Annotated in this window: 21 protein-coding genes; 13 read left to right on the top strand and 8 right to left on the bottom strand. The window is 39.5% G+C overall.

Annotated features, from left to right (window positions below; translation table 11 throughout):
* Positions 1-21: 21 nt before the first annotated feature.
* From AC3ZVC_RS24135 to AC3ZVC_RS24110, 6 genes are all read left to right on the top strand, one after another.
* Entirely contained in the window at positions 22-3,021 is a 3,000-nt protein-coding gene (locus tag AC3ZVC_RS24135) for an ATP-binding protein (RefSeq protein WP_490065596.1), read from the top strand.
* A gap of 391 nt (positions 3,022-3,412) precedes the next feature.
* The gene (locus AC3ZVC_RS24130) at positions 3,413-3,772 is read left to right on the top strand and encodes a CidA/LrgA family protein (protein WP_490065595.1); all 360 of its coding nucleotides are present in this window, start codon (positions 3,413-3,415) and stop codon (positions 3,770-3,772) included.
* Complete coding sequence (locus AC3ZVC_RS24125) at positions 3,769-3,900, top strand: hypothetical protein (RefSeq protein ID WP_490065594.1); 132 nt, start codon at positions 3,769-3,771, stop codon at positions 3,898-3,900. Before AC3ZVC_RS24130 ends, AC3ZVC_RS24125 begins: the two co-directional genes overlap by 4 nt.
* A complete protein-coding gene (locus tag AC3ZVC_RS24120) occupies positions 3,840-4,457 on the top strand; it encodes an LrgB family protein (protein WP_490068997.1) in 618 nt (205 codons plus the stop codon). Before AC3ZVC_RS24125 ends, AC3ZVC_RS24120 begins: the two co-directional genes overlap by 61 nt.
* 238 nt (positions 4,458-4,695) lie before the next feature.
* Positions 4,696-5,640 (top strand): 3'-5' exoribonuclease YhaM, encoded by a 945-nt coding sequence (gene yhaM / locus AC3ZVC_RS24115; protein WP_490065593.1) that lies wholly within the window; start codon positions 4,696-4,698, stop codon positions 5,638-5,640.
* A 123-nt stretch (positions 5,641-5,763) separates the two neighbouring features.
* Positions 5,764-5,949 carry a sporulation YhaL family protein gene (locus tag AC3ZVC_RS24110; RefSeq protein WP_214726118.1) on the top strand — a complete coding sequence of 62 codons (186 nt, stop codon included), beginning with the start codon at positions 5,764-5,766 and terminating at the stop codon, positions 5,947-5,949.
* A gap of 114 nt (positions 5,950-6,063) precedes the next feature.
* On the opposite strand, the gene AC3ZVC_RS24105 is transcribed toward AC3ZVC_RS24110, so the two are convergent.
* On the bottom strand, positions 6,064-6,948 hold the full coding sequence (locus AC3ZVC_RS24105; RefSeq protein ID WP_490065592.1) for a peptidylprolyl isomerase: 885 nt from the start codon (positions 6,946-6,948) through the stop codon (positions 6,064-6,066).
* Positions 6,949-7,358: 410 nt separating this feature from the next.
* On the opposite strand from AC3ZVC_RS24105, the gene AC3ZVC_RS24100 reads away from it, so the two are divergent.
* Both AC3ZVC_RS24100 and AC3ZVC_RS24095 read left to right on the top strand, forming a co-directional pair.
* A complete protein-coding gene (locus AC3ZVC_RS24100; RefSeq protein ID WP_490068996.1) occupies positions 7,359-7,442 on the top strand; it encodes a YjcZ family sporulation protein in 84 nt (27 codons plus the stop codon).
* Positions 7,443-7,505: 63 nt separating this feature from the next.
* Positions 7,506-7,598 (top strand): YjcZ family sporulation protein, encoded by a 93-nt coding sequence (locus tag AC3ZVC_RS24095; RefSeq protein WP_144543361.1) that lies wholly within the window; start codon positions 7,506-7,508, stop codon positions 7,596-7,598.
* A 408-nt stretch (positions 7,599-8,006) separates the two neighbouring features.
* Here the strand turns inward: AC3ZVC_RS24095 and AC3ZVC_RS24090 are convergent, their stop codons facing one another.
* The 3 genes from AC3ZVC_RS24090 to AC3ZVC_RS24080 form a co-directional block, all read right to left on the bottom strand.
* A complete protein-coding gene (locus tag AC3ZVC_RS24090; protein WP_490065591.1) occupies positions 8,007-8,555 on the bottom strand; it encodes a DUF3267 domain-containing protein in 549 nt (182 codons plus the stop codon).
* Between the two features lie 270 nt (positions 8,556-8,825).
* Complete coding sequence (locus tag AC3ZVC_RS24085) at positions 8,826-9,401, bottom strand: HTH-type transcriptional regulator Hpr (RefSeq protein WP_214726123.1); 576 nt, start codon at positions 9,399-9,401, stop codon at positions 8,826-8,828.
* Positions 9,402-9,701: 300 nt separating this feature from the next.
* Positions 9,702-10,061 (bottom strand): YtxH domain-containing protein, encoded by a 360-nt coding sequence (locus tag AC3ZVC_RS24080; RefSeq protein WP_490065590.1) that lies wholly within the window; start codon positions 10,059-10,061, stop codon positions 9,702-9,704.
* Positions 10,062-10,384: 323 nt separating this feature from the next.
* Here AC3ZVC_RS24080 and yhzF point away from each other — a divergent pair, with 323 nt between their 5' ends.
* Positions 10,385-10,594: a membrane protein YhzF gene (gene yhzF, locus AC3ZVC_RS24075; RefSeq protein ID WP_490065589.1), complete on the top strand. Its 210-nt coding sequence runs from the start codon at positions 10,385-10,387 to the stop codon at positions 10,592-10,594.
* Between the two features lie 51 nt (positions 10,595-10,645).
* Here the strand turns inward: yhzF and AC3ZVC_RS24070 are convergent, their stop codons facing one another.
* The 3 genes from AC3ZVC_RS24070 to AC3ZVC_RS24060 all read right to left on the bottom strand — a co-directional run bounded on the left by AC3ZVC_RS24070 (position 10,646) and on the right by AC3ZVC_RS24060 (position 13,010).
* Positions 10,646-11,173, bottom strand: coding sequence for a tryptophan transporter (locus tag AC3ZVC_RS24070; RefSeq protein ID WP_490065588.1), 528 nt, complete (start codon positions 11,171-11,173; stop codon positions 10,646-10,648).
* A gap of 128 nt (positions 11,174-11,301) precedes the next feature.
* Positions 11,302-12,384 (bottom strand): 3-phosphoserine/phosphohydroxythreonine transaminase, encoded by a 1,083-nt coding sequence (serC, locus tag AC3ZVC_RS24065; protein WP_490065587.1) that lies wholly within the window; start codon positions 12,382-12,384, stop codon positions 11,302-11,304.
* Between the two features lie 206 nt (positions 12,385-12,590).
* Positions 12,591-13,010, bottom strand: a complete 420-nt coding sequence (locus AC3ZVC_RS24060) for an HIT family protein (protein WP_490065586.1) — start codon at positions 13,008-13,010, stop codon at positions 12,591-12,593.
* Between the two features lie 681 nt (positions 13,011-13,691).
* Between AC3ZVC_RS24060 and AC3ZVC_RS24055 the strand changes: the two genes are divergently transcribed.
* The 4 genes from AC3ZVC_RS24055 (at position 13,692) to AC3ZVC_RS24040 (ending at position 16,682) form a co-directional block, all read left to right on the top strand.
* The gene (locus AC3ZVC_RS24055; RefSeq protein ID WP_490065585.1) at positions 13,692-14,432 is read left to right on the top strand and encodes an ABC transporter ATP-binding protein; all 741 of its coding nucleotides are present in this window, start codon (positions 13,692-13,694) and stop codon (positions 14,430-14,432) included.
* A complete protein-coding gene (locus AC3ZVC_RS24050; protein ID WP_490065584.1) occupies positions 14,425-15,633 on the top strand; it encodes an ABC transporter permease in 1,209 nt (402 codons plus the stop codon). The genes AC3ZVC_RS24055 and AC3ZVC_RS24050 overlap by 8 nt, the downstream gene beginning before the upstream one ends.
* A 77-nt stretch (positions 15,634-15,710) precedes the next feature.
* Positions 15,711-16,436, top strand: a complete 726-nt coding sequence (locus AC3ZVC_RS24045) for an EcsC family protein (RefSeq protein ID WP_490065583.1) — start codon at positions 15,711-15,713, stop codon at positions 16,434-16,436.
* A gap of 18 nt (positions 16,437-16,454) precedes the next feature.
* Positions 16,455-16,682 carry a hypothetical protein gene (locus tag AC3ZVC_RS24040; RefSeq protein ID WP_490065582.1) on the top strand — a complete coding sequence of 76 codons (228 nt, stop codon included), beginning with the start codon at positions 16,455-16,457 and terminating at the stop codon, positions 16,680-16,682.
* A 6-nt stretch (positions 16,683-16,688) separates the two neighbouring features.
* Here the strand turns inward: AC3ZVC_RS24040 and AC3ZVC_RS24035 are convergent, their stop codons facing one another.
* Positions 16,689-17,897, bottom strand: coding sequence for a M20 family metallopeptidase (locus tag AC3ZVC_RS24035; RefSeq protein ID WP_490065581.1), 1,209 nt, complete (start codon positions 17,895-17,897; stop codon positions 16,689-16,691).
* Positions 17,898-18,161 lie beyond the last annotated feature (264 nt).

Genomic DNA, 18,161 nt, shown 5'->3' with positions numbered 1-18,161 from the left:
TACAATGAAGGAGGTGCGGATATGAAAATTACCGATATACATATTTATGGGTACGGAAAGTTAACGGATTTCAGCCTATCCGATATTCAATCTCTTCAAGTGATTTATGGTGAGAACGAAGCTGGGAAATCCACCATCATGTCTTTTATTCATAGCATTCTTTTTGGCTTTCCGACTAGGCTTCAGACAGAGTTAAGGTATGAGCCAAAGGAAGGCGCAAAGTTTGGCGGGAGGCTTACAGCGGTGTTTCCTGGAGAGGGGAAGGCTATTATCGAGCGGGTAAAGGGAAAGGCTGCAGGAGATGTTAGCGTTATTCTTCAAGATGGTACAAGGGGAGGAGAAGAGCTTTTAAGCGAGCTTCTTCACCATGTTGATAAGTCCCTCTTTCAATCCATTTTTTCCTTTAACATCCATGGTTTGCAAAATATAAACCAAATGAAGGGCGAAGATTTGGGACGATATTTATTTTCAGCAGGTTCATTGGGGACTGACCAGCTGGTAACAGCGGAAAATACGCTCCAAAAAGAATTGGAAAGCCGCTTTAAGCCAAACGGAAAAAAGCCGAGTTTGAACGTAAAGTTAAACGAATTGAAACAGCTGCATCAGAATCTGAAAAAAGCGGAAAGGCAAAATGAACAGTATTGGACTTTACTACATGAAAAAGAAACGCTTGAAAAGCACATAACAAGGATTCAGGATGACCAGCAGTATATACAGCAGAAGCTGTATCACTTAAAGGAATGGCAGGAGCTTTTTCCGCTGATTACAGAGGAAAGAGAGCTAAGAAGAGAAAGGGAACAATTTAAAGACATTTCATTCCCTGTTGATGGCATGGCGAAGATTGAAAAGCTTGAAAGTTTAATTCAGCCGCTGGAGGGGCGTAAAGCAAGTCTAGAGGCCAGGATAGGCACCCTTAGACAGGAGCTGGAGAAGAATAAGCCTGATTATGATCTGCTGGAGAATGAGCCGCAAATACATGCAGCAATTGAGGGAATTCCATTATTGGAAAAGCTTAGGCAAGAGGAAAGCGAATTATCATTAAAGCTTGCAAACATTTCAGAGGAAATTTTGATCCTTCAGGAAAAGCTTCATCTTCAAATTGATGAAACACAGCTGGAAGAAATAGACACCAGTGTGTTCATGAAAGAAAAGGTAAATAAAGCTCAAATGCGCCATAATCGCTTGCTTACAAAAAAGTCGGAACTGGACGAGCGCTTTAACGATGAAAGGTCAGCATTGGAGGACATCGAAAGCAAGTTGGACGGGGTGAAAGATCAGCTCTTAACGGAAACGGAACGGGCAGCTATTAAGGAAAAATTGAGCCTTTCAGCAGACAGGAATCTTCTTGAAAAAGAACTGGAGGATACACAGGAAAGGCTTTTTTTCCTCCAAAAAGCTGAAGAAAAAGAACGGAAAAATAGTTCTGAAAAAAGAAAGCAGGAAAAAGCTCAGCTTTTTGTTTTTGGAATTCTTTTTGCTGTCTTGTTCGGATGGGGATTGTGGAGCCAAACGTGGGTTCTTGCATTTGCAGGTTTGATAGGAATAGCCTATTGTGGCTTCATGGTTAACAAAAAGCATGTGCAGGAAAATCATAACTTTATAAAAGATGAAATAATGGCTCTTGCTGAAAAAGAGAGCGCACTAAAGGATAAATTGAAACAGCCTCCAATTCAGCATGCAGCTAAATTGGAGGCACTGCTTCAAGAAGACAGCGAATTGCAAAGCCTGCTCCGTCAATATAAGTTTCAGCTTGTGCAGGCCAATGAGAAATATGAAAAAGTCATTGGATATTTTGAAGAATGGGAAAAGGAATATGCTGATGTGGACAAAGAAATGATTGGACTTGGGAATTTGCTATTCCTTCCTGCTGATATTTCCAAATCCCATTTGCCTGAGGCTTTTAGCCTTATTGAGCAGCTAAAGGCGCTCTACAGGGAGAAGAATTATGTAATGGAAAGAAAAACTGCAGCAGCTCAGGGAATCCAAGAGAAGCTAATCAACTTTCAGCGCCTAAAAGAACTTTTGGAGGAGCAGCAGGGCAGTGTCCAAGAAGTCGCTTACCAATTAAGAAAAAGAATGAAGGAAGAAACAGAGAAACATATTAAGCTGGCAGAAAGAAAAGCCAAGCTTCATGAGCTGGAGGATGAATATAGCACAGTACTTGCTGAACTTCAACATTTCAATAAAGAATATGATCAGCAGCTGGCACTTGCGGGAACAGAAACAGCTGAAGATTATCTTGAAATAGGTGTAGCCGCACAGAAATTAGCAGAGCTTGATGAACAAATTAAACAAATTCGTAAACAAATAAATATGCACTCCTTCTCACAGGATGAAATTGATAAATTTATGAATGTGGAAAATCCAGAAATGGCCATTCATAATCTTACTGACGAATTAAACAAGCTTCGTGATAGCATCCCTTCTCTGCAAAGCAGCCTGGCAGAAATAAAGTATGAGATTCAGCTGCTTGAAGAGGGAGGGACTTATACAGAACTGCTTCACACATTTGCTTTATTAAAAGCTGAATTTGAGGAAGAGGCCAGAGAATGGGCCAAGTATGCAGCTGCGAAGGATATTTTGGAAAAAACGATTAGCAGCTTTAAAAATGAACGTTTGCCTAAAATGCTTGAAAAGGCAGAAGAATATCTTTCTTATTTAACAAATGGGAACTATGTCCGCATTTATCCTAAAGAGGAAGGGCACGGGTTTCTTATAGAAAGCAAGGAAGGCGCAACTTTTGAAGCAAAAGAGCTGAGCCAGGCAACTGCGGAACAGATATATGTTTCCTTTAGGCTCGCGCTGGCAATTACTATTTACGGAAAATATCCTTTCCCGATCATTATCGATGACAGCTTTGTAAATTTCGATCATATCCGGACTGAGAAAATGATCAGCTTGTTAAAAAATCTTCCAGACCGGCAAATTTTATTTTTTACCTGTCATAAACATCTGCTTCCATATTTTCCGGAAGAACAAATAAAGTCGGTTACGAAGGAAAAGCTGCCTGTTCGAATATGACAGGCAGCTTTTTATATTTATGCTCTGTTATACTTGCCTGTTGATTTCCGTTCCAGCTACTCAGCGAACAGCGGGCGGTCCGACGCTCCTCGGCGCTTAGCACCTGTGTGGTCTCCCTTTGACTCCTTCTCCCGCTGGACTTTGAATAAGCTTCCTTGTATAAACACCTCGTCGTAAGGAAATGCGACTGCATTTTCGCGGGATTAGTGCCTTCCGCTCCAATCAACAGGGTGCTAAAATCAACATTCAGGTTTAACACAGCCTATATTTAAGAGAAGGAAGAAAATCTAACAAAAAGTTAAAAAGTATGTAAGGAAACCTTACACATTTCATGTTTTTTCTGATTTTATCCTTTATGCTGATAAAAAGCAGTCAGGAAGGAGAATAAAAGTTGCCATGGCCCATTCAAATATTTATACTTGCTGTTTTTCTTCTTGCAGGGAATTTTGTTGTTGCCGTCTTTCATATTCCGCTCCCCGGCAGTGTAGTGGGTATGATCATGCTATTAGCCCTTTTGGTAAAAGGTCTAGTTAAGCTGGATTGGATAGAGAGGATAGCAGTCTTTCAAATCAAACACATGACCCTATTGTTTATCCCCTTTATAATTGGATTGTTTTTATCTCCCAATTTCATTCCTTTACTGGATTTTCATTTTATTCTAGTACTGATTATAAGCAGCTTCTGCTGTCTATTGGGAACAGCGTACTCTGTTCAATGGGTTGAAAAAATAAGGAGGAGGAGTAAAAAATGAGTTCAATTTTATTCAGCAGTATAGGCTGCATAACGATGACTCTTGGCAGTTATATCGCGAGCTTGCAATCTTCAGAAAGTTTAAGAAAAGCTGGCTCAATCCCCTGTACACTGGAACAGCCCTTCTGATCATAATTCTCCTTTTATTTAATATCCCTCTTGCTGAATATCAAAAAGGCAGCAGTTTATTTGAGCTGCTTTTGCAGTTGTCCATCGTCTCTTTTGCAGTACCATTATATAAAGAATGGCCACTAATGAGGAAACATTTTAAGAAGATATTATCGGGTGTGTTTTTTGGAACCTTTTTAGGTATATTTGCAGTTTATCTGATGTCCCACGCTTTTCATTTTAGCGAGGAAATCAAGGCGTCTCTCATTCCGCGCTCCGTAACGCTGCCTGTTGCCTTAACCGTTTCAGATGGCCTTGGAGGTACCGCTGCCTTTACTGTTTTTTTTGTTCTTTTTTCAGGCCTGTTCTCTGTCATGTTAGGACCCAGGCTTTTGCAATTGCTTGGAATTAAAAGCAAAGCTGCAAAAGGCCTTGCGATGGGCACCTCCGCTCAAATGCTGGGCGCCAATCGGTCGCTCCTGTGGGGAAAGGAAGAAGGGGCAATGGGATGCATAGCAATGACGACATCCGCGATTTTGCTGTCTTTATTGATTCCAGTCTTTTTGCTTTTACTGTAATAAAATATCAAAAAATAGAAAGCCTATTCATCCAATGATGAATGGGCTTTTTATGCTGGATAAAGCAATAAGCGCAGTCAGACCGTTAGAATGGTAAATGATTAGTTTAGTAGGGGAACAGGTCTGTATGGTATACTAGGTTAATAGAATTGCGTGTTTGAAAAGGAGGACAAAAAGCCTGATTGGTATTTTTCCCGGCCTTTTTAAACAACCTCTTGAAGGGAGCGTAGGTGCACGTATGTCAAAAGGAATTGTTTATTACGAAGTAGGAGAACAAATTGAGCTTTTTTTACTGATTAAAAGTGCAGCTAAAGGGATTGCCAGTAATGGAAAGCCATTCCTGACACTTATTTTCCAGGATCAAAGTGGAGAAATTGAAGCGAAGCTTTGGGATGTTTCAGATGATGATGCGAAGAATTATAGCCCTGAAACGATTGTTAAGGTGGCAGGGGACATCCTGAATTATCGTGGCCGCAATCAGCTTAGAATCCGCCAAATTCGGCCGGCGTCCCCGGCAGACCCGGTAAAACTGGCAGATTTCCTCGAAACAGCGCCATTAAGTACTGATGAAATGATGAGTAAAATTACACAATATATATTTGAAATGAAAAACCCCAATATCCAAAGAATCACTCGCCATTTATTGAAGAAACACCAAAATGATTTCCTTGAATATCCGGCCGCTACCAAGAATCATCATGAGTTCGTATCTGGCCTTGCGTATCACGTTGTATCCATGCTTGATTTGGCGAAAGCAATTGCCGGGCTGTATCCAAGCCTGGATAAAGATCTATTATACGCCGGAGTCATATTGCATGACTTAGGGAAGATAACGGAACTGTCTGGACCGATATCAACATCCTATACGGTAGAAGGAAATCTACTGGGTCATATTACCATTATGATTAATGAAATTGGCAAGGCAGCTGAGGAACTGGGCATCAATGGTGAAGAAATCATGATTCTGCAGCACCTGGTTCTCTCCCATCACGGCAAAGCTGAATGGGGCAGTCCGAAGCCGCCTCTTATTAAGGAAGCAGAAATGCTTCATTACATCGATAATATTGATGCGAAAATGAATATGCTGGACAGGGCTCTTGAGAGAGTGAAACCGGGAGAATTTACTGAACGAGTATTTCCTCTCGACAATCGTTCATTCTATAAGCCTACTTTTCATAACTAAAATAAGCCGCCTTTCCCATTTGGGAGGGGTGTTTTTTTGTTTCCTCCCAACATATTTTTTTAGTACAAGCATACATATCTTTAATAACTGGATAAACATTTTGATAGAAAGAGGGGAAAAATAATGATTCCATTATGGGTATATTTTGTAGCAGCCGGGATCGTTGCAAGTGCATATATGGCTGTCAAGACAGGCAGGGAAGAGAAACAGGTAGAACACGACAGCATTGAACGTGAAGGCGAGATTTATATGAAACGTCTTGAAAGGGAAAAAGAAGAGCGAAAGACTTCCCAGCAATCTGCAGGGTGAAATAAAATTTACAGCTACCGTATTTTTCCTCATCTATGGCATCCATAAACTGACAAATAGATCAATAAAAAACAAAAACGGGTCTCCTAAGGAAGGCCCGTTTTTTAAAGGAATTTATTTTTCTTCAGTTCCTGCTTCAGCTTCAGGTTCTTCAAGGATGCCTTTAAGCTCTTTATCTTTAATGTCTACATCAGCAGCCTTTAATTCGCGCTCCATCGCCTGCTGAATCTTCTCACCGTCAAGCTTGGACACTTTAACTTGGTATTCCATTTCTTCCTTCATTTCTTCAAATGACTTTTTCTCTTTTTTCTCTGTTACTTGTATGATGTGGAACCCATGTTCAGACTTTACTGGATCGCTAATTTCGTTCACATTTAGTGCATAAGCTGCTTCTTCGAATTCAGGTACCATCTTGCCAGGGCCAAACCAGCCTAAATCGCCGCCATTAGCAGCAGAGCCTGGGTCTTTTGAATATTCTGTTGCCAAATCTTCAAATTTTCCGCCCTCTTCAAGCTTTTTCTTTACTTCCTTGGCTGTCTTTTCATCTTCGACAAGGATATGACGGGCCTTTACTTCAGGCTTGTAGTTATCGTAATATTCTTTGACTTCTTCTTCTGTTGCTTCAATATCTTTAATGGCTGCTTTTTCCTGCATTAAGCCAGTTTTGAATGTTTCCCTTATATCTTCTTCGTCTTTATATCCATATTGCATTAGTGCCATTTCAAAGTTAGCGCCAAGCTGCTGCTTTAATTCATCTACTTTCTCATTTAATTCCTCATCTGTTACTTCGTATTTATCAGAAAGAACCTTTTCATAAATGAGCTCTTGAAGAGCCTGTTCCCCGTATTTTTCCTTCATCGCTTCATAAAGCTCGTCCTTTGTAATGTTTCCGCTCTTTGTTTCAACGACTACATCACCAGACTCATCACCAGCATTGTTGCATGCGCTTAGCCCGATTACTCCGGCTGCAATGGAGAGGGATATCATCCATTTCTTCATGTTGAACACTCCTAATTTTTTTTTCAAAGCCCCATTAAACTTGTCTGTTGATTTCCGCTCCAGATACTGGCGACTTCGTCCCAATCAACAGGGTGCCATAACCAGAAATGCACTTTAACAGAACTTTTTTCAATTTAATCACAATCCCTACTATACCATAAATGTAAAAAATAACAAAAGCAGAAAGGCGGTATAAAAATCATCTTAGTGGATGTTTATCCAACGTGATTTTTAGAAAATCTGGGTATTTGCCCATCCCATTACGTCCTTTTGTACATATGATACATGGAAACCCTCTGATGGGAGGTTTCAAGCAGCCTGAAAAAGTCGGGTTAGCCGGGATAAAAGCCTATCCGACCACAGAGGCGAATGAGTAGGATATGGTAGCAACCTGAAGGGGAGGTGTTATCATGGGTGCTGGATGCGGCGGAGGTTTCGCGTTAATCGTTGTATTGTTCATTTTATTAATCATCGTTGGCGCAGCGTGGCTGTAAATCTAAGAGGGCATAGGGCTGGTTAATTGGGCCCTGTGCCGGAATTCGAAAGGAGGCAATCATATGTCTGGAGGACACGGATGCGGCGGAGGTTTTGCCTTAATTGTCGTGTTATTCATTTTGTTAATCATTATTGGAGCATCTTGGCTGTACTAAGATTTTGATGCTTAATAATAAAAGTATATAAAAAGCGGCGGAAAAATTCCGCCGCTTTTGCTATGCATACAAGATTTCAACAAAGGAAGATATAAGCAGTATGGTAATAAGAATGTTAATCGTTCTAAATACTTTAGGCTGCCGTTCCTCAGGAATCTCTTTTTGGAGACAAAGTGAATTTGTCATCTTGTTAATATAAAATAATATAAAAACGGCAAAAATAATAAAAATGGAGAATCATCCAAGATTCCCTCCTTGGGCAGTCATTTAGTAGCTTTTTATGTTTTGTCTGTTATTTACAATAACAAAATTCACAAAAAAAAGATAGTATAAAAGATTGCCTAAGAAGAAAGGCAATGTTATGTAAAAGGTATCCTTTTTCAGGATACCTGCTATCATCCTATAAAGTTATTGATGTGTAAGCAGCAGAATCTCAAATCCGTCTTCGTTTTCTTCAATATATGAATGATTTGGTGCAGTAAGCACATTTTTGGCACAAACCATATCGGAAAAGGAAATTCCAGCATGAAATGCAAACAAGATAACTAAATAATGAACATAATTCGGAAAAATAAAGCATGCAGCTAACAGTAAGCTGTTAATGATCAAAGTCGGCGCCATAATAGCAGTCAGGAAAAGCCATTTTGAAATAGGTTCAGTAATCCTTATATATATAACTGGCAAAATGCCATATCTAAATGATACGCGCTTTTTAACAATTTTCCCTAGATGGGCAATAGGCAAATAATGTAGCAGTTTATGCAATGGATACATAAACCATAAGCCTGCCACAAAGAAAATAAAATAATTATCGTAAAAGGTTTCTGGCACAAATAAGTATGTTGCAGGAACATAAGTAAAAATAAACGTAGCCAGCATGGTTAAGGAAGACAATATAAAAAGTCTTTGCGATCCATATTGCTTCGTGAAGTTAATCGTCTTCCAGCAATTCATCATATCAAATACCTCCAAAAGGAGAAATTAGTATTCTTTCAAACTCACTAAGATACTTTACGATGAATATAGAAAAAAATCAATAGGGAAATTTAAAGCATTTTGTCGAATAAAATCTTTTTTATTTTAGGGGAATCGGATTATATAAAAGAGGGGGAGTATAAGGAGAATGTGAAAAAGTGAGCAAACGGAACCAAGACGGAAAGCGAATGTGATTCATCCGCTTTGTAAGGGTTTACATACTATTTTATAAGGTAAGGAACTATTCTATTTCTATACAAGTTCCTTTTCAGCTGTTTCTTTTTTCTTTAATTTACCTTCTTCTTCATCGAATTGATTTTCAAGATTAGCGAAGGACTTTTCAAAGATTTCCATAAAGTCATCACCGTAAATATTGCGGACAATAGCCATGATTTCAATGATATCAGGGAACTTTCCGTACAGCTCCCTCAATGGCATCGCACCGGAGAATACGGCATTTTTTTCAGGTGAATAAGTTTCCATTAGGCTTAATAACACCTTTTCTCCCTCTTCAGTCAATTTGATATAAGTATTTCTTTTATCGCTTTCTTTCTTTGAAAATTGGAGAAAACCGCGTTCCTCAAGTTTTTTGGAGAAATTGAATGCAGTTGAAACGTGCATGACACCAAACTTTGCAACATCCGAAATAGAAGCCCCGTTCAAATGATAGGCAATCCATAAAATATGATGTTCGTTAATATTCAAGTCATAAGGCTTAATCCATTGCTGCCAGTCCTTCTCAATCGACTTCCAAAGGGCTTTGCTCAGTTGTGCAATTCTTTGGCTGAAAATCATTGCTTCCTTCATTGAAATTGGTTTATCCGTCATTCAGTAATTCACCTACTTTGTAAAATTAATAAGAAAGCTTTCATTTCTGGACGATAGTCCAGCTGTACTATTGCTTTTCTTATTATCATTATGCCAATAAAACAAAAATTAATAAAGATATAAATTTACAAAATTTTTAGAAATATCTTCTCGCATTTCTGTAAAAGGCTCTACGACAAGGATTATAGCAACTTTTGATATAAAATAAAAAATGAAGCATTTTTATAATATATTGGTTTTCGGTTAAAAATTAAAAAATCCTTCTTTTTAACCAAATAAAAAGAAGGACTTTTTGGAAAATTATTTATTTGAATTTAAGTTTGTTTCAAGCTCGCGGATGGCTGCTTCAATTTCCTGTAATTCACGCTGCAGTTCATGCTGATGGGGGCGAATCTCATTTTTCCAATTATTAATGGAAAGTTTAATGTCTTTTGAGAATTCTTTAAATGCAGATTTTCCTTCCTTAGATGCAATGGAAGCAGAGTTTTTTATATCCATTATTTCAGCCTTAAGCTCTGTTAATTGATTTTTTAGAGTGTATTTGCTGTCTTTTAAATATTGCCTTGCTTCTCTTCCTGAAGCAGGTGCTGTTAAAAGAGTGGAAATGCCGGCAGCAGCACCGCCAACTAAGAACCCAAGCAATAAAGATTTGGCTTTCATAAACTTCACCTCAAAATGTTGATTATATTTCTATTTTACTACATTATTCCTTTTTCTAAAGCTAAAAATTAAGCTATTTAAATTTGCCTGCTGATTTCGCTCAAAGCGCCCGGCAAACTGATGGCGCGTCTGATGCTCCTCGTCTCCTTGTACCCTTCCGCTCCAATCAACAAGTGCAAAATCACCATTGAGCTTTGACACAGCAAAAATTAAAGGAGCATTCCTCTATCTATATCACAAAAGCAGGCAGGGTAAACCATATCCTCTCATAGCTGGCCAGAAACAGGCATACAATTCACTAAGGGATACTTACAGCATGGTGTTTGAAGGGAGGAGATCGGTTGTCGGGAGCGGCGGCTGGCTTATTTGCATTAAGTGTGGTGTTGTTTTTGGGGGGAATCCATTTTTTGCTTTCAATAAAAAAACCGGGAGTCTATCCACCGAAATATGTTCTTAAAAAAAGAGCCGCTGCTTTAGCGGCAGGGGGGGCACTCTTATTCCTGATTGGCCTGATTTTGGGTAGTTTTCAATAAGTAAAATATAGAAAAGCCCGCAGTCTGCGGGCTTTATATTTTTATATTATATTATTGACTGATAGGCTGCTGCGTCAGCTTTGTTCTGCTTGCTATTGATTGGGCAACCGGGTAAAGAATTACCATAGCCACTGTATTAACGGCAGCGGCCGGTAATACGACTGCTGCGAATAATGCTGCGAATGGCCCAGGAAGTCCGACAATCAGGAATGCTGATGTTAAAAACACGACCCCTGAAACAATTGTTCCGACTGCAGTTAGAACAGCTGCACTGACAATGGACTTGCTGAATTTCGTTAATGCTAAAAACAAAGCAAAAAATGTGAATGCTGTGACTGGCTTATCAATAATATTAGGTAATAATCCGCCAGGGAAGGTTGTAGTTAGGCCGGAAATTAAGCCAGTTACCAATCCCAAAAGCAAAACACTTTTTCTGTCAGGAAAAAGGATAATTCCCAAAAACATCATTGTAAGCATCATATCGGGTTTCATTCCCAGGAAAAATCCAGGAACTACAGCATGCAGTACTGCTCCCATCCCAACTAATAGGGAAAGGGCCACCAAATTCTTTGTATTCATTTCTCATCTCTCCTCTGCTATTCTAAAGCTCTTAAAAATTGTTCCTCCTGCAGTGCACTCATTGCCTGCAGCGAAAAACGTTAACTCATTATAACATATATTATTTGAATGAAAAGTGTTAATATCTTTTAATTTTTGTTTTTGAAGGCTTTCATAAAATCAGCAAGCCTTTGGACATGTTCTGCCGGAACAGCGTTGTAGATGGAAGCGCGGCAGCCTCCAATAGAACGGTGGCCGCCAAGTCCGACGAATCCAGCTTCTTTTGCTTGATGCAAGAAGTTTTTTGAAGCCTCTTCGCTGTGCAGGTTAAAAGTGACATTCATAATGGACCTGCTGTCTTTAAGAGCATGCCCCAGGTAAAAGCCTTCACTTTCATCTATTACATCATAGAGGATTTTTGCTTTCTCATCATTTATTCTCTCGATCTCCTGAAGGCCGCCTTCCCTGTCCGCCCATTCCAGCACTAAAGCAAGCAAGTAAATTGCCAGGGTAGGGGGTGTGTTATATAGGGAGTTGTTATTGGCATAAGTATTATAATTCAGCATGGATGGCAATTCTTCAGATGATTTTTCCAAAAGTTCTTTGCGGATAATCACTACCGTAACACCTGAAGGTCCAAGATTTTTCTGGGCACCAGCATAAATTAAATCAAAATTGCTTGTATCTAATGGCCTGCTTAGAATATCGCTGGACATGTCTGCAATCAATGGTGTTTTCTCATTTGAAGGAAATGAATGCCATTGTGTACCATAAATTGTATTGTTGCTTGTGATGTGAAGGTAAGCTGCATTTTCCAGACTTGCATCTTCATTATATTTCGGAATAAAACGATATTTCTGATCCTTGCTTGAAGCTGCGATAAAGGTTTTGCCGATTTTGTTTGCTTCTTTTAACGCCTTTTCCGACCATGATCCGCTTAAAACATAATGGGCTGTCTGGCCTTCATTAAGCAAATTCATTGGAACCATTGAAAACTGGAGACTAGCTCCGCCCTGGATAAACAACACCTCATAGTCATCAGGGATGGATAATAATTTCTTTAGCAGTAAGATTGCTTTATCATGAACAGATTGATATTCCTTGCTTCTATGGCTAAGTTCCATAATTGCCATTCCTGTACCATTGAAATTAAGCCAATTTTTTTCTGCTTCCTTTAAAACCGCTTCTGGCAATGCTGCAGGTCCTGCATTAAAATTTAGTGCACGGTTCATGTTTCTCCCTCCAAATTCAAGTGAAAATATTATCTTTTACTATAACGCTGTGAAGAAATAAAGATATTTTATATGTTATCAAAATTTATTGTTTTGTACAGAGAAAATAATGAACATTTAGAAAATTAATTAGGAGGTCATGCATATTATTTAAGGGGTGGTTAACAGCAAAAAAGCTTTCCTGTGTGAACAGGAAAGCCAGAGTGCTAAAGATGTTTTTTTATGCCTTCTGAAATTTCTTGAAGGTTGGATGCAGTATATTCTGATTGGTGGGACTTCCAGACAACTCCCAACCCGTCTCCCTCGCCATAGCGGGGAATAAGATGCGAATGAAAATGGAAAACGGTTTGCCCTGCAAGTTCGCCGTTGTTATTAATCAAATTTAAACCCACCGGATCAAACTCAGCTTTTATGGCTTTTGCAATTTTTGGAACAGCTTCAAAATAATTTCGAGCTGTTTCCGGATCCATTTCATATAAATTTTCTTTATGTACTTTTGGGATTACAAGTGTATGACCCTTTGTGACCTGGCTAATATCCAGGAACGCCATCACATGTTCGTTTTCATAAACTTTGGCTGCGGGGATTTCACCGCCGATGATTTTGCAGAAAATACAATCGCTCATTTAAACATCTCCAATCTTCATTTAGCCATTTTACACGATTTTACCATATTCACCAAAAAACGATAAAGTGAAACTTCCAACAGTTTAGTTTTTGTCTGCAAGTCTTTCTTTTAGAAAAGAGCCTTGATAAATAATAAATAAAGGCAGGATCCGCAAGGGAATCCTGCCTTCGTGAAGGGGAAGCTTCTATTTGACGTTTCTACTTCAGGAAATTCTCTTTGACAAACACCTCATTTTTAATGAATTGTGTTTATTTCTAGAGAAAATCGATCTTTGTTCAATCGGACCATCCCCTTATTTCTTTATATGTTTCTCAACGTATAAAGCCTGGATGATAGTCTTTAACAAACACCTCATTTAAAAAATGACTTAGTGACCACTTACGGGTAAAGCGATCAAGTGTTTAAGATCTGCTGGTTTTTCACACTGTTGTGCAATGCAACCATCCCCTTGTTAGGAACGTTTGAAGCTTATACTGAAAGGAAACTGTCTGCGACAGACACCTCATTTCGAGTTTTGATCATTCGATGGAATCAAATGACTTGTTTCCCCTTCATAAATTAGAATGCCCGCTTTGGGTTTTTATATGTAAAAGAATTTAAAGATTTTTTACCAAACTGGACAACTCGCTTTGGCTTTTTTTACAATGGTCTTACATAGCATAAGGGAAGGACGTTGAGAATGGCTCTTTTGGAGATAAGGAATGTAACAGGCGGCTATACTAGAAACCCGGTTCTGAAGGACGTTTCCTTTGAAGTGGGGGAAAATGAAATAGTAGGCCTGATCGGCTTGAACGGTGCAGGCAAGAGTACGACCATAAAGCATGTAATTGGCTTGATGGAACCGCATGAAGGCCGGATCACGATAAATGGCATGAAGTTTCTCGAGGATAAAGAAGGCTATCGCAAACAATTCACCTTTGTACCTGAAACGCCTATTCTATATGATGAATTAACACTGGAGGAGCATATGAGGATTACAGCAATGGCCTACGGTGTTCCGGAAGCGGAATATAAAAAAAGACAAGAAAAGCTTCTGAAGGAATTTCGTATGGAAAAGAGACTGAAGTGGTTTCCCGCTCATTTTTCAAAAGGGATGAAGCAGAAGGTAATGATTATGTGCGCTTTTCTTGTCCAGCCTTCTTTATATATAGTGGATGAGCCTTTCGTAGGGCTTGATCCGCTTGGAATCCAGTCGTTGCTTGACCTCATGAAGAAGATGAAAGAGAGCGGTGCAGGCATTCTTATGTCTACACATATCCTTGCCACCGCAGAAAGATATTGTGACCGCTTTGTTATATTACATGAAGGAAAAGTAAGGGCAAAAGGCACATTAGCAGAACTGCAGCAGCAATTTGCCATGCCGGGAGCGACTCTTGACGATTTATATATTCAGCTCACAAAGGAAGAAGACTATGTTTGATGAAAAACGATTGTGGAAAGAGCGGTTTGGAAGGACAAGCAAAGAGCTTTCCCGCTACCTTCGATATATTTTTAATGGCCATATGGTCATTGTCATGGTTTTCCTGCTGGGCACAGCCGCATATTATTATCAGGAATGGCTAAAGACTCTGCCGGAGCATTTTCCCGCTTCCGCAGTGATGGCGGTTATTCTTGCTATTTTACTTACATACAGTCCGATCTATACGTTTCTTTCAGAAGCGGATAAGGTGTTCCTTTTGCCGCTTGAAGACCGGCTTTCAGGGTATTTTAAACGTTCGATGGTTGTCAGCTTTATGGTGCATGCCTACTTGCTTATCATGGGACTTGGGATTTTTATGCCAATGTATGCCCGTGTCAATGAAGGGGATTTTCAAGCCTTTTTGCCGCTTTTAGCGATTATTTTGGCCTTAAAAGCAGTTAATCTCCTTATCCGGTGGAAAATTCAATATTATGTTGAAACCAACGTTCATTTATTGGATACCTTTGTCCGTTATGCGGTCAATGCGGCATTTCTTTATCTGCTGTTCTCAGGTGCAAATCCGATATTTATTCTGGCGGTCGGAGCCCTGCTCATCATACTGTATTGGTACTTCAGCACGAAGTCAAAAGGTATGGGACTAAAATGGGAGTTCTTAATTGACCAGGAGGAAAAAAGAATGACTTCTTTTTACCGGCTGGCCAATATGTTTACAGATGTCCCTAAGCTCAGGGATCAGATAAAGAGACGAAAATGGCTCGATTGGCTGCTCACAAGCATTCCTTTTAGGCAGGAAGAGACTTTCAAAAACCTGTTTGTAAGGACATTTCTCCGGTCGGGTGATTATTTAGGCCTGTATATTCGTTTAACAATTATCGGCGGTGCAGCGATTTACGTTATTTCGTTTGGGATAGGCCAAGTTCTGCTGGTTTTGCTTTTTATGTATTTAACAGGCTTTCAGCTCTTGCCGCTTTGGAACCACTATCAAAATAAATTATGGGTGAACCTGTATCCCGTTCAAGGAAAGCTTAAAGAGAAATCCTTTAAACAATTGCTGTCAGGCATTTTATATTTGCAGTCCTTCTTACTATCAATAGCTGTTATGGCAAAGGGAGATTGGGCGGCTTCACTTTTAACTTTAGCCGCAGGTATTGTTTTTGCCTATGTGTATACCCATATGTATATCCAAAAGCGTTTGCAATAAGCCAGGATGGAATAAATTGAAACTATTTTCCGGTGATATGCGTATTAATATCAATCCTGACAAAAGGAAGGTATGCCATGAAACAGTATGAATTAAAAGCATATCAGGAAATTGAGGAATGGAAGAGGCAAATAAACAAACGCTCCAGACTGCTAAATCGCCTCTCAAAAAAAGCGCAAACCAAGGTAAATAGCCTTATACCAGAAAAAGCACATCAAATCATCACAGATAGCATTAAAAATATGGTGAAGGCAACTCTGATAGGATCAAACGCAACCACAAGGAAAAAACAAGCTTCCAGCAGCAAATTGGCCGACATGGATGAAATGCTGAATCAAAAGATTGCTGCTTTCCGCAAAACGGCTGCTGTAGAGGGAGCCGGTACAGGAGCGGGAGGGATCCTCTTTGGCTTGGCTGATTTTCCTCTCCTGTTAAGCATTAAAATGAAATTCCTTTTTGAGGCCGCTGCCATCTATGGCTATGATACAGATGAGTATGAGGAACGGCTCTTCATCCTGCATATCTTTCAGCTCGCGTTTTCAAGTGATGATAAAAGGAAGGACACCCTTAAGCTGATTGAAGAGTGGGATGACCGCAAAGAGGGATTGACAGAATTGGACTGGAAAGAATTTCAGCAGGAATACCGCGATTATATCGACTTTGTTAAGATGCTTCAGCTTGTGCCAGGAATAGGAGCTGCAGTTGGGGCATACGCGAACTACAACTTGCTTGATCATCTGGGTGAAACAGCAAAAAATGTCTACCGCCTTCGAATATTAAAAACAGCTCCAAGGCCTGATTAGGCTTGGGGCTGTTTCTTTATGTGGGGAGATAATGTGCCGTTCCCTGAAGTTATTGAGTCGCTATTGACGATCAATACGTTGTCCCGGCAATTAAATGCTTCAATTGCGTTGTGGGAAAGAAATTGTATCGTCATCGGATACACTTGTGTTGATAAGATTGGACAGGATGTGTCCCAGAAATTAATTATATCAAAAAGAATAAAGAAGCTGGCCGATTATAAACCGGCCAGCTTATTCAAATCTTAAAACCTCTTACTGTCCTACTTCAACTGAATCTTTGCTTCCCTGGAAGCTGTGATAATTTAAAGCAGCTGCACCGAGCGTTTTTGCAGCAATTAGCATGGCTTTTTCATCGATATCAAATTTTGGATGATGGTGCGGGTAATTCTCAGGTGTGTTTTCTGGTTTGGCTCCAGTAAAGAAGAAAGTTCCTTTTACATGCTGCAGATAATAAGCGAAATCCTCTCCGCCCATTTCAGGATCTGTTTCTTCTATACAATTGACATCATTAATTTTCTCAGCACAGTCCACTAAATATTCTGTTTCAGCTTTATGATTTACGACAGCAGGGTAGCCTCTGTGATAATTGTATTCATAAGAACTGTCAGCTGTATAGCATGTTCCTTTTACAACGCGCTCAATTTCTTCCTCAATATTTGTTCTCACTTCTTCATTAAATGTGCGAACTGTTCCGATTAATTTAGCTCTATTGGCAATAACATTAAACGCGTTATCAGAAACAAATGAGCCAATTGTCACTACCGCTGAATCAATTGGATTTACTTTTCTGCTAACGATGTGCTGGAGATTAACAACAAGCTGTGAAGCTGTTACGATCGCATCCTTCGTTTTATGGGGCTGTGCTCCGTGGCCGCCTTTCCCTTGGACGGTAATTTCAAATCGGTCTGCTGCCGCCATAAATGGACCTACGCGGTATTGGACTTTTCCTGTTGGCTCTGATGCCCATAAGTGGGTTCCAAAGATGGCGTCAACTCCATCCAGGCATCCATCTTTAATCATAGAAATAGCCCCGCCTGGTGCATACTCCTCTGCATGCTGGTGAATCATTACATATGTACCTTCTAATTCTTCACGCATTTCATGAAGCGCTTTTGCCAGGACAAGCAATGTTGCCGTATGACCGTCATGGCCGCAGGCGTGCATGACCCCCGGTACCAAAGATTTATATGGTACATCCTTTTCATCCTGTATAGGGAGTGCATCAAAGTCAGCCCGTAAAGCGATTGTTTTGCCGGGTTTTTTGCCATAGACCTTAGCTACTACTCCATTTCCGCCGATATGCCCGCGGACTTCAATACCCAAATTCTCATAATAGGATTTAATGTAATGGGCGGTTTTTTCTTCCTTGAAAGATACCTCTGGATGCTGATGAAGAAAACGGCGGATGGATACCATCTCATCGTAATAGTTTTCTAATTTTTTAAATAAATTCTCGGACATGATTCTCTCTCCCATCTGATTTAATTTTTCCATTATTATAACATTCTTTATTAAGATAAAGAGGAATTTATCGTAATCAGTAAATTTTACATAATAAAAGATAAAAAAGAATGATAATATAGATTAAGGTATATTATGGAAGGAGTTAGCAAGATTGGAAATGAGTAGGTCTAAGTGGGCATATTTTTTTCTTTCTGCATCAGCAGCTATTTTTCTTTATTTTTTATATGCCGTCAAAAGCGGGGAAATATTAAGCTTTGATAG

The organism is Cytobacillus sp. C11.1 (assembly GCF_058145115.1).
Note: the sequence above shows the minus strand (reverse complement) of the source record. Positions and strands in the feature narration are given on the sequence as shown.

Coding starts and splice junctions, on each gene's coding strand:
- AC3ZVC_RS24110 (WP_214726118.1), top strand. CDS start 5,764: ATGATTCCATTATGGGTATATTTTGTAGCAGCCGGGATCGTTGCAAGT.
- AC3ZVC_RS24090 (WP_490065591.1), bottom strand. CDS start 8,555: ATGATGAATTGCTGGAAGACGATTAACTTCACGAAGCAATATGGATCG.
- AC3ZVC_RS24040 (WP_490065582.1), top strand. CDS start 16,455: ATGTGGGGAGATAATGTGCCGTTCCCTGAAGTTATTGAGTCGCTATTG.
- yhaM (WP_490065593.1), top strand. CDS start 4,696: ATGTCAAAAGGAATTGTTTATTACGAAGTAGGAGAACAAATTGAGCTT.
- AC3ZVC_RS24080 (WP_490065590.1), bottom strand. CDS start 10,061: ATGAAAGCCAAATCTTTATTGCTTGGGTTCTTAGTTGGCGGTGCTGCT.
- AC3ZVC_RS24035 (WP_490065581.1), bottom strand. CDS start 17,897: ATGTCCGAGAATTTATTTAAAAAATTAGAAAACTATTACGATGAGATG.
- AC3ZVC_RS24135 (WP_490065596.1), top strand. CDS start 22: ATGAAAATTACCGATATACATATTTATGGGTACGGAAAGTTAACGGAT.
- AC3ZVC_RS24070 (WP_490065588.1), bottom strand. CDS start 11,173: ATGAATACAAAGAATTTGGTGGCCCTTTCCCTATTAGTTGGGATGGGA.
- AC3ZVC_RS24045 (WP_490065583.1), top strand. CDS start 15,711: ATGAAACAGTATGAATTAAAAGCATATCAGGAAATTGAGGAATGGAAG.
- AC3ZVC_RS24100 (WP_490068996.1), top strand. CDS start 7,359: ATGGGTGCTGGATGCGGCGGAGGTTTCGCGTTAATCGTTGTATTGTTC.
- AC3ZVC_RS24060 (WP_490065586.1), bottom strand. CDS start 13,010: ATGAGCGATTGTATTTTCTGCAAAATCATCGGCGGTGAAATCCCCGCA.
- AC3ZVC_RS24125 (WP_490065594.1), top strand. CDS start 3,769: ATGAGTTCAATTTTATTCAGCAGTATAGGCTGCATAACGATGACTCTT.
- AC3ZVC_RS24050 (WP_490065584.1), top strand. CDS start 14,425: ATGTTTGATGAAAAACGATTGTGGAAAGAGCGGTTTGGAAGGACAAGC.
- AC3ZVC_RS24095 (WP_144543361.1), top strand. CDS start 7,506: ATGTCTGGAGGACACGGATGCGGCGGAGGTTTTGCCTTAATTGTCGTG.
- AC3ZVC_RS24055 (WP_490065585.1), top strand. CDS start 13,692: ATGGCTCTTTTGGAGATAAGGAATGTAACAGGCGGCTATACTAGAAAC.
- AC3ZVC_RS24105 (WP_490065592.1), bottom strand. CDS start 6,948: ATGAAGAAATGGATGATATCCCTCTCCATTGCAGCCGGAGTAATCGGG.
- serC (WP_490065587.1), bottom strand. CDS start 12,384: ATGAACCGTGCACTAAATTTTAATGCAGGACCTGCAGCATTGCCAGAA.
- AC3ZVC_RS24085 (WP_214726123.1), bottom strand. CDS start 9,401: ATGACGGATAAACCAATTTCAATGAAGGAAGCAATGATTTTCAGCCAA.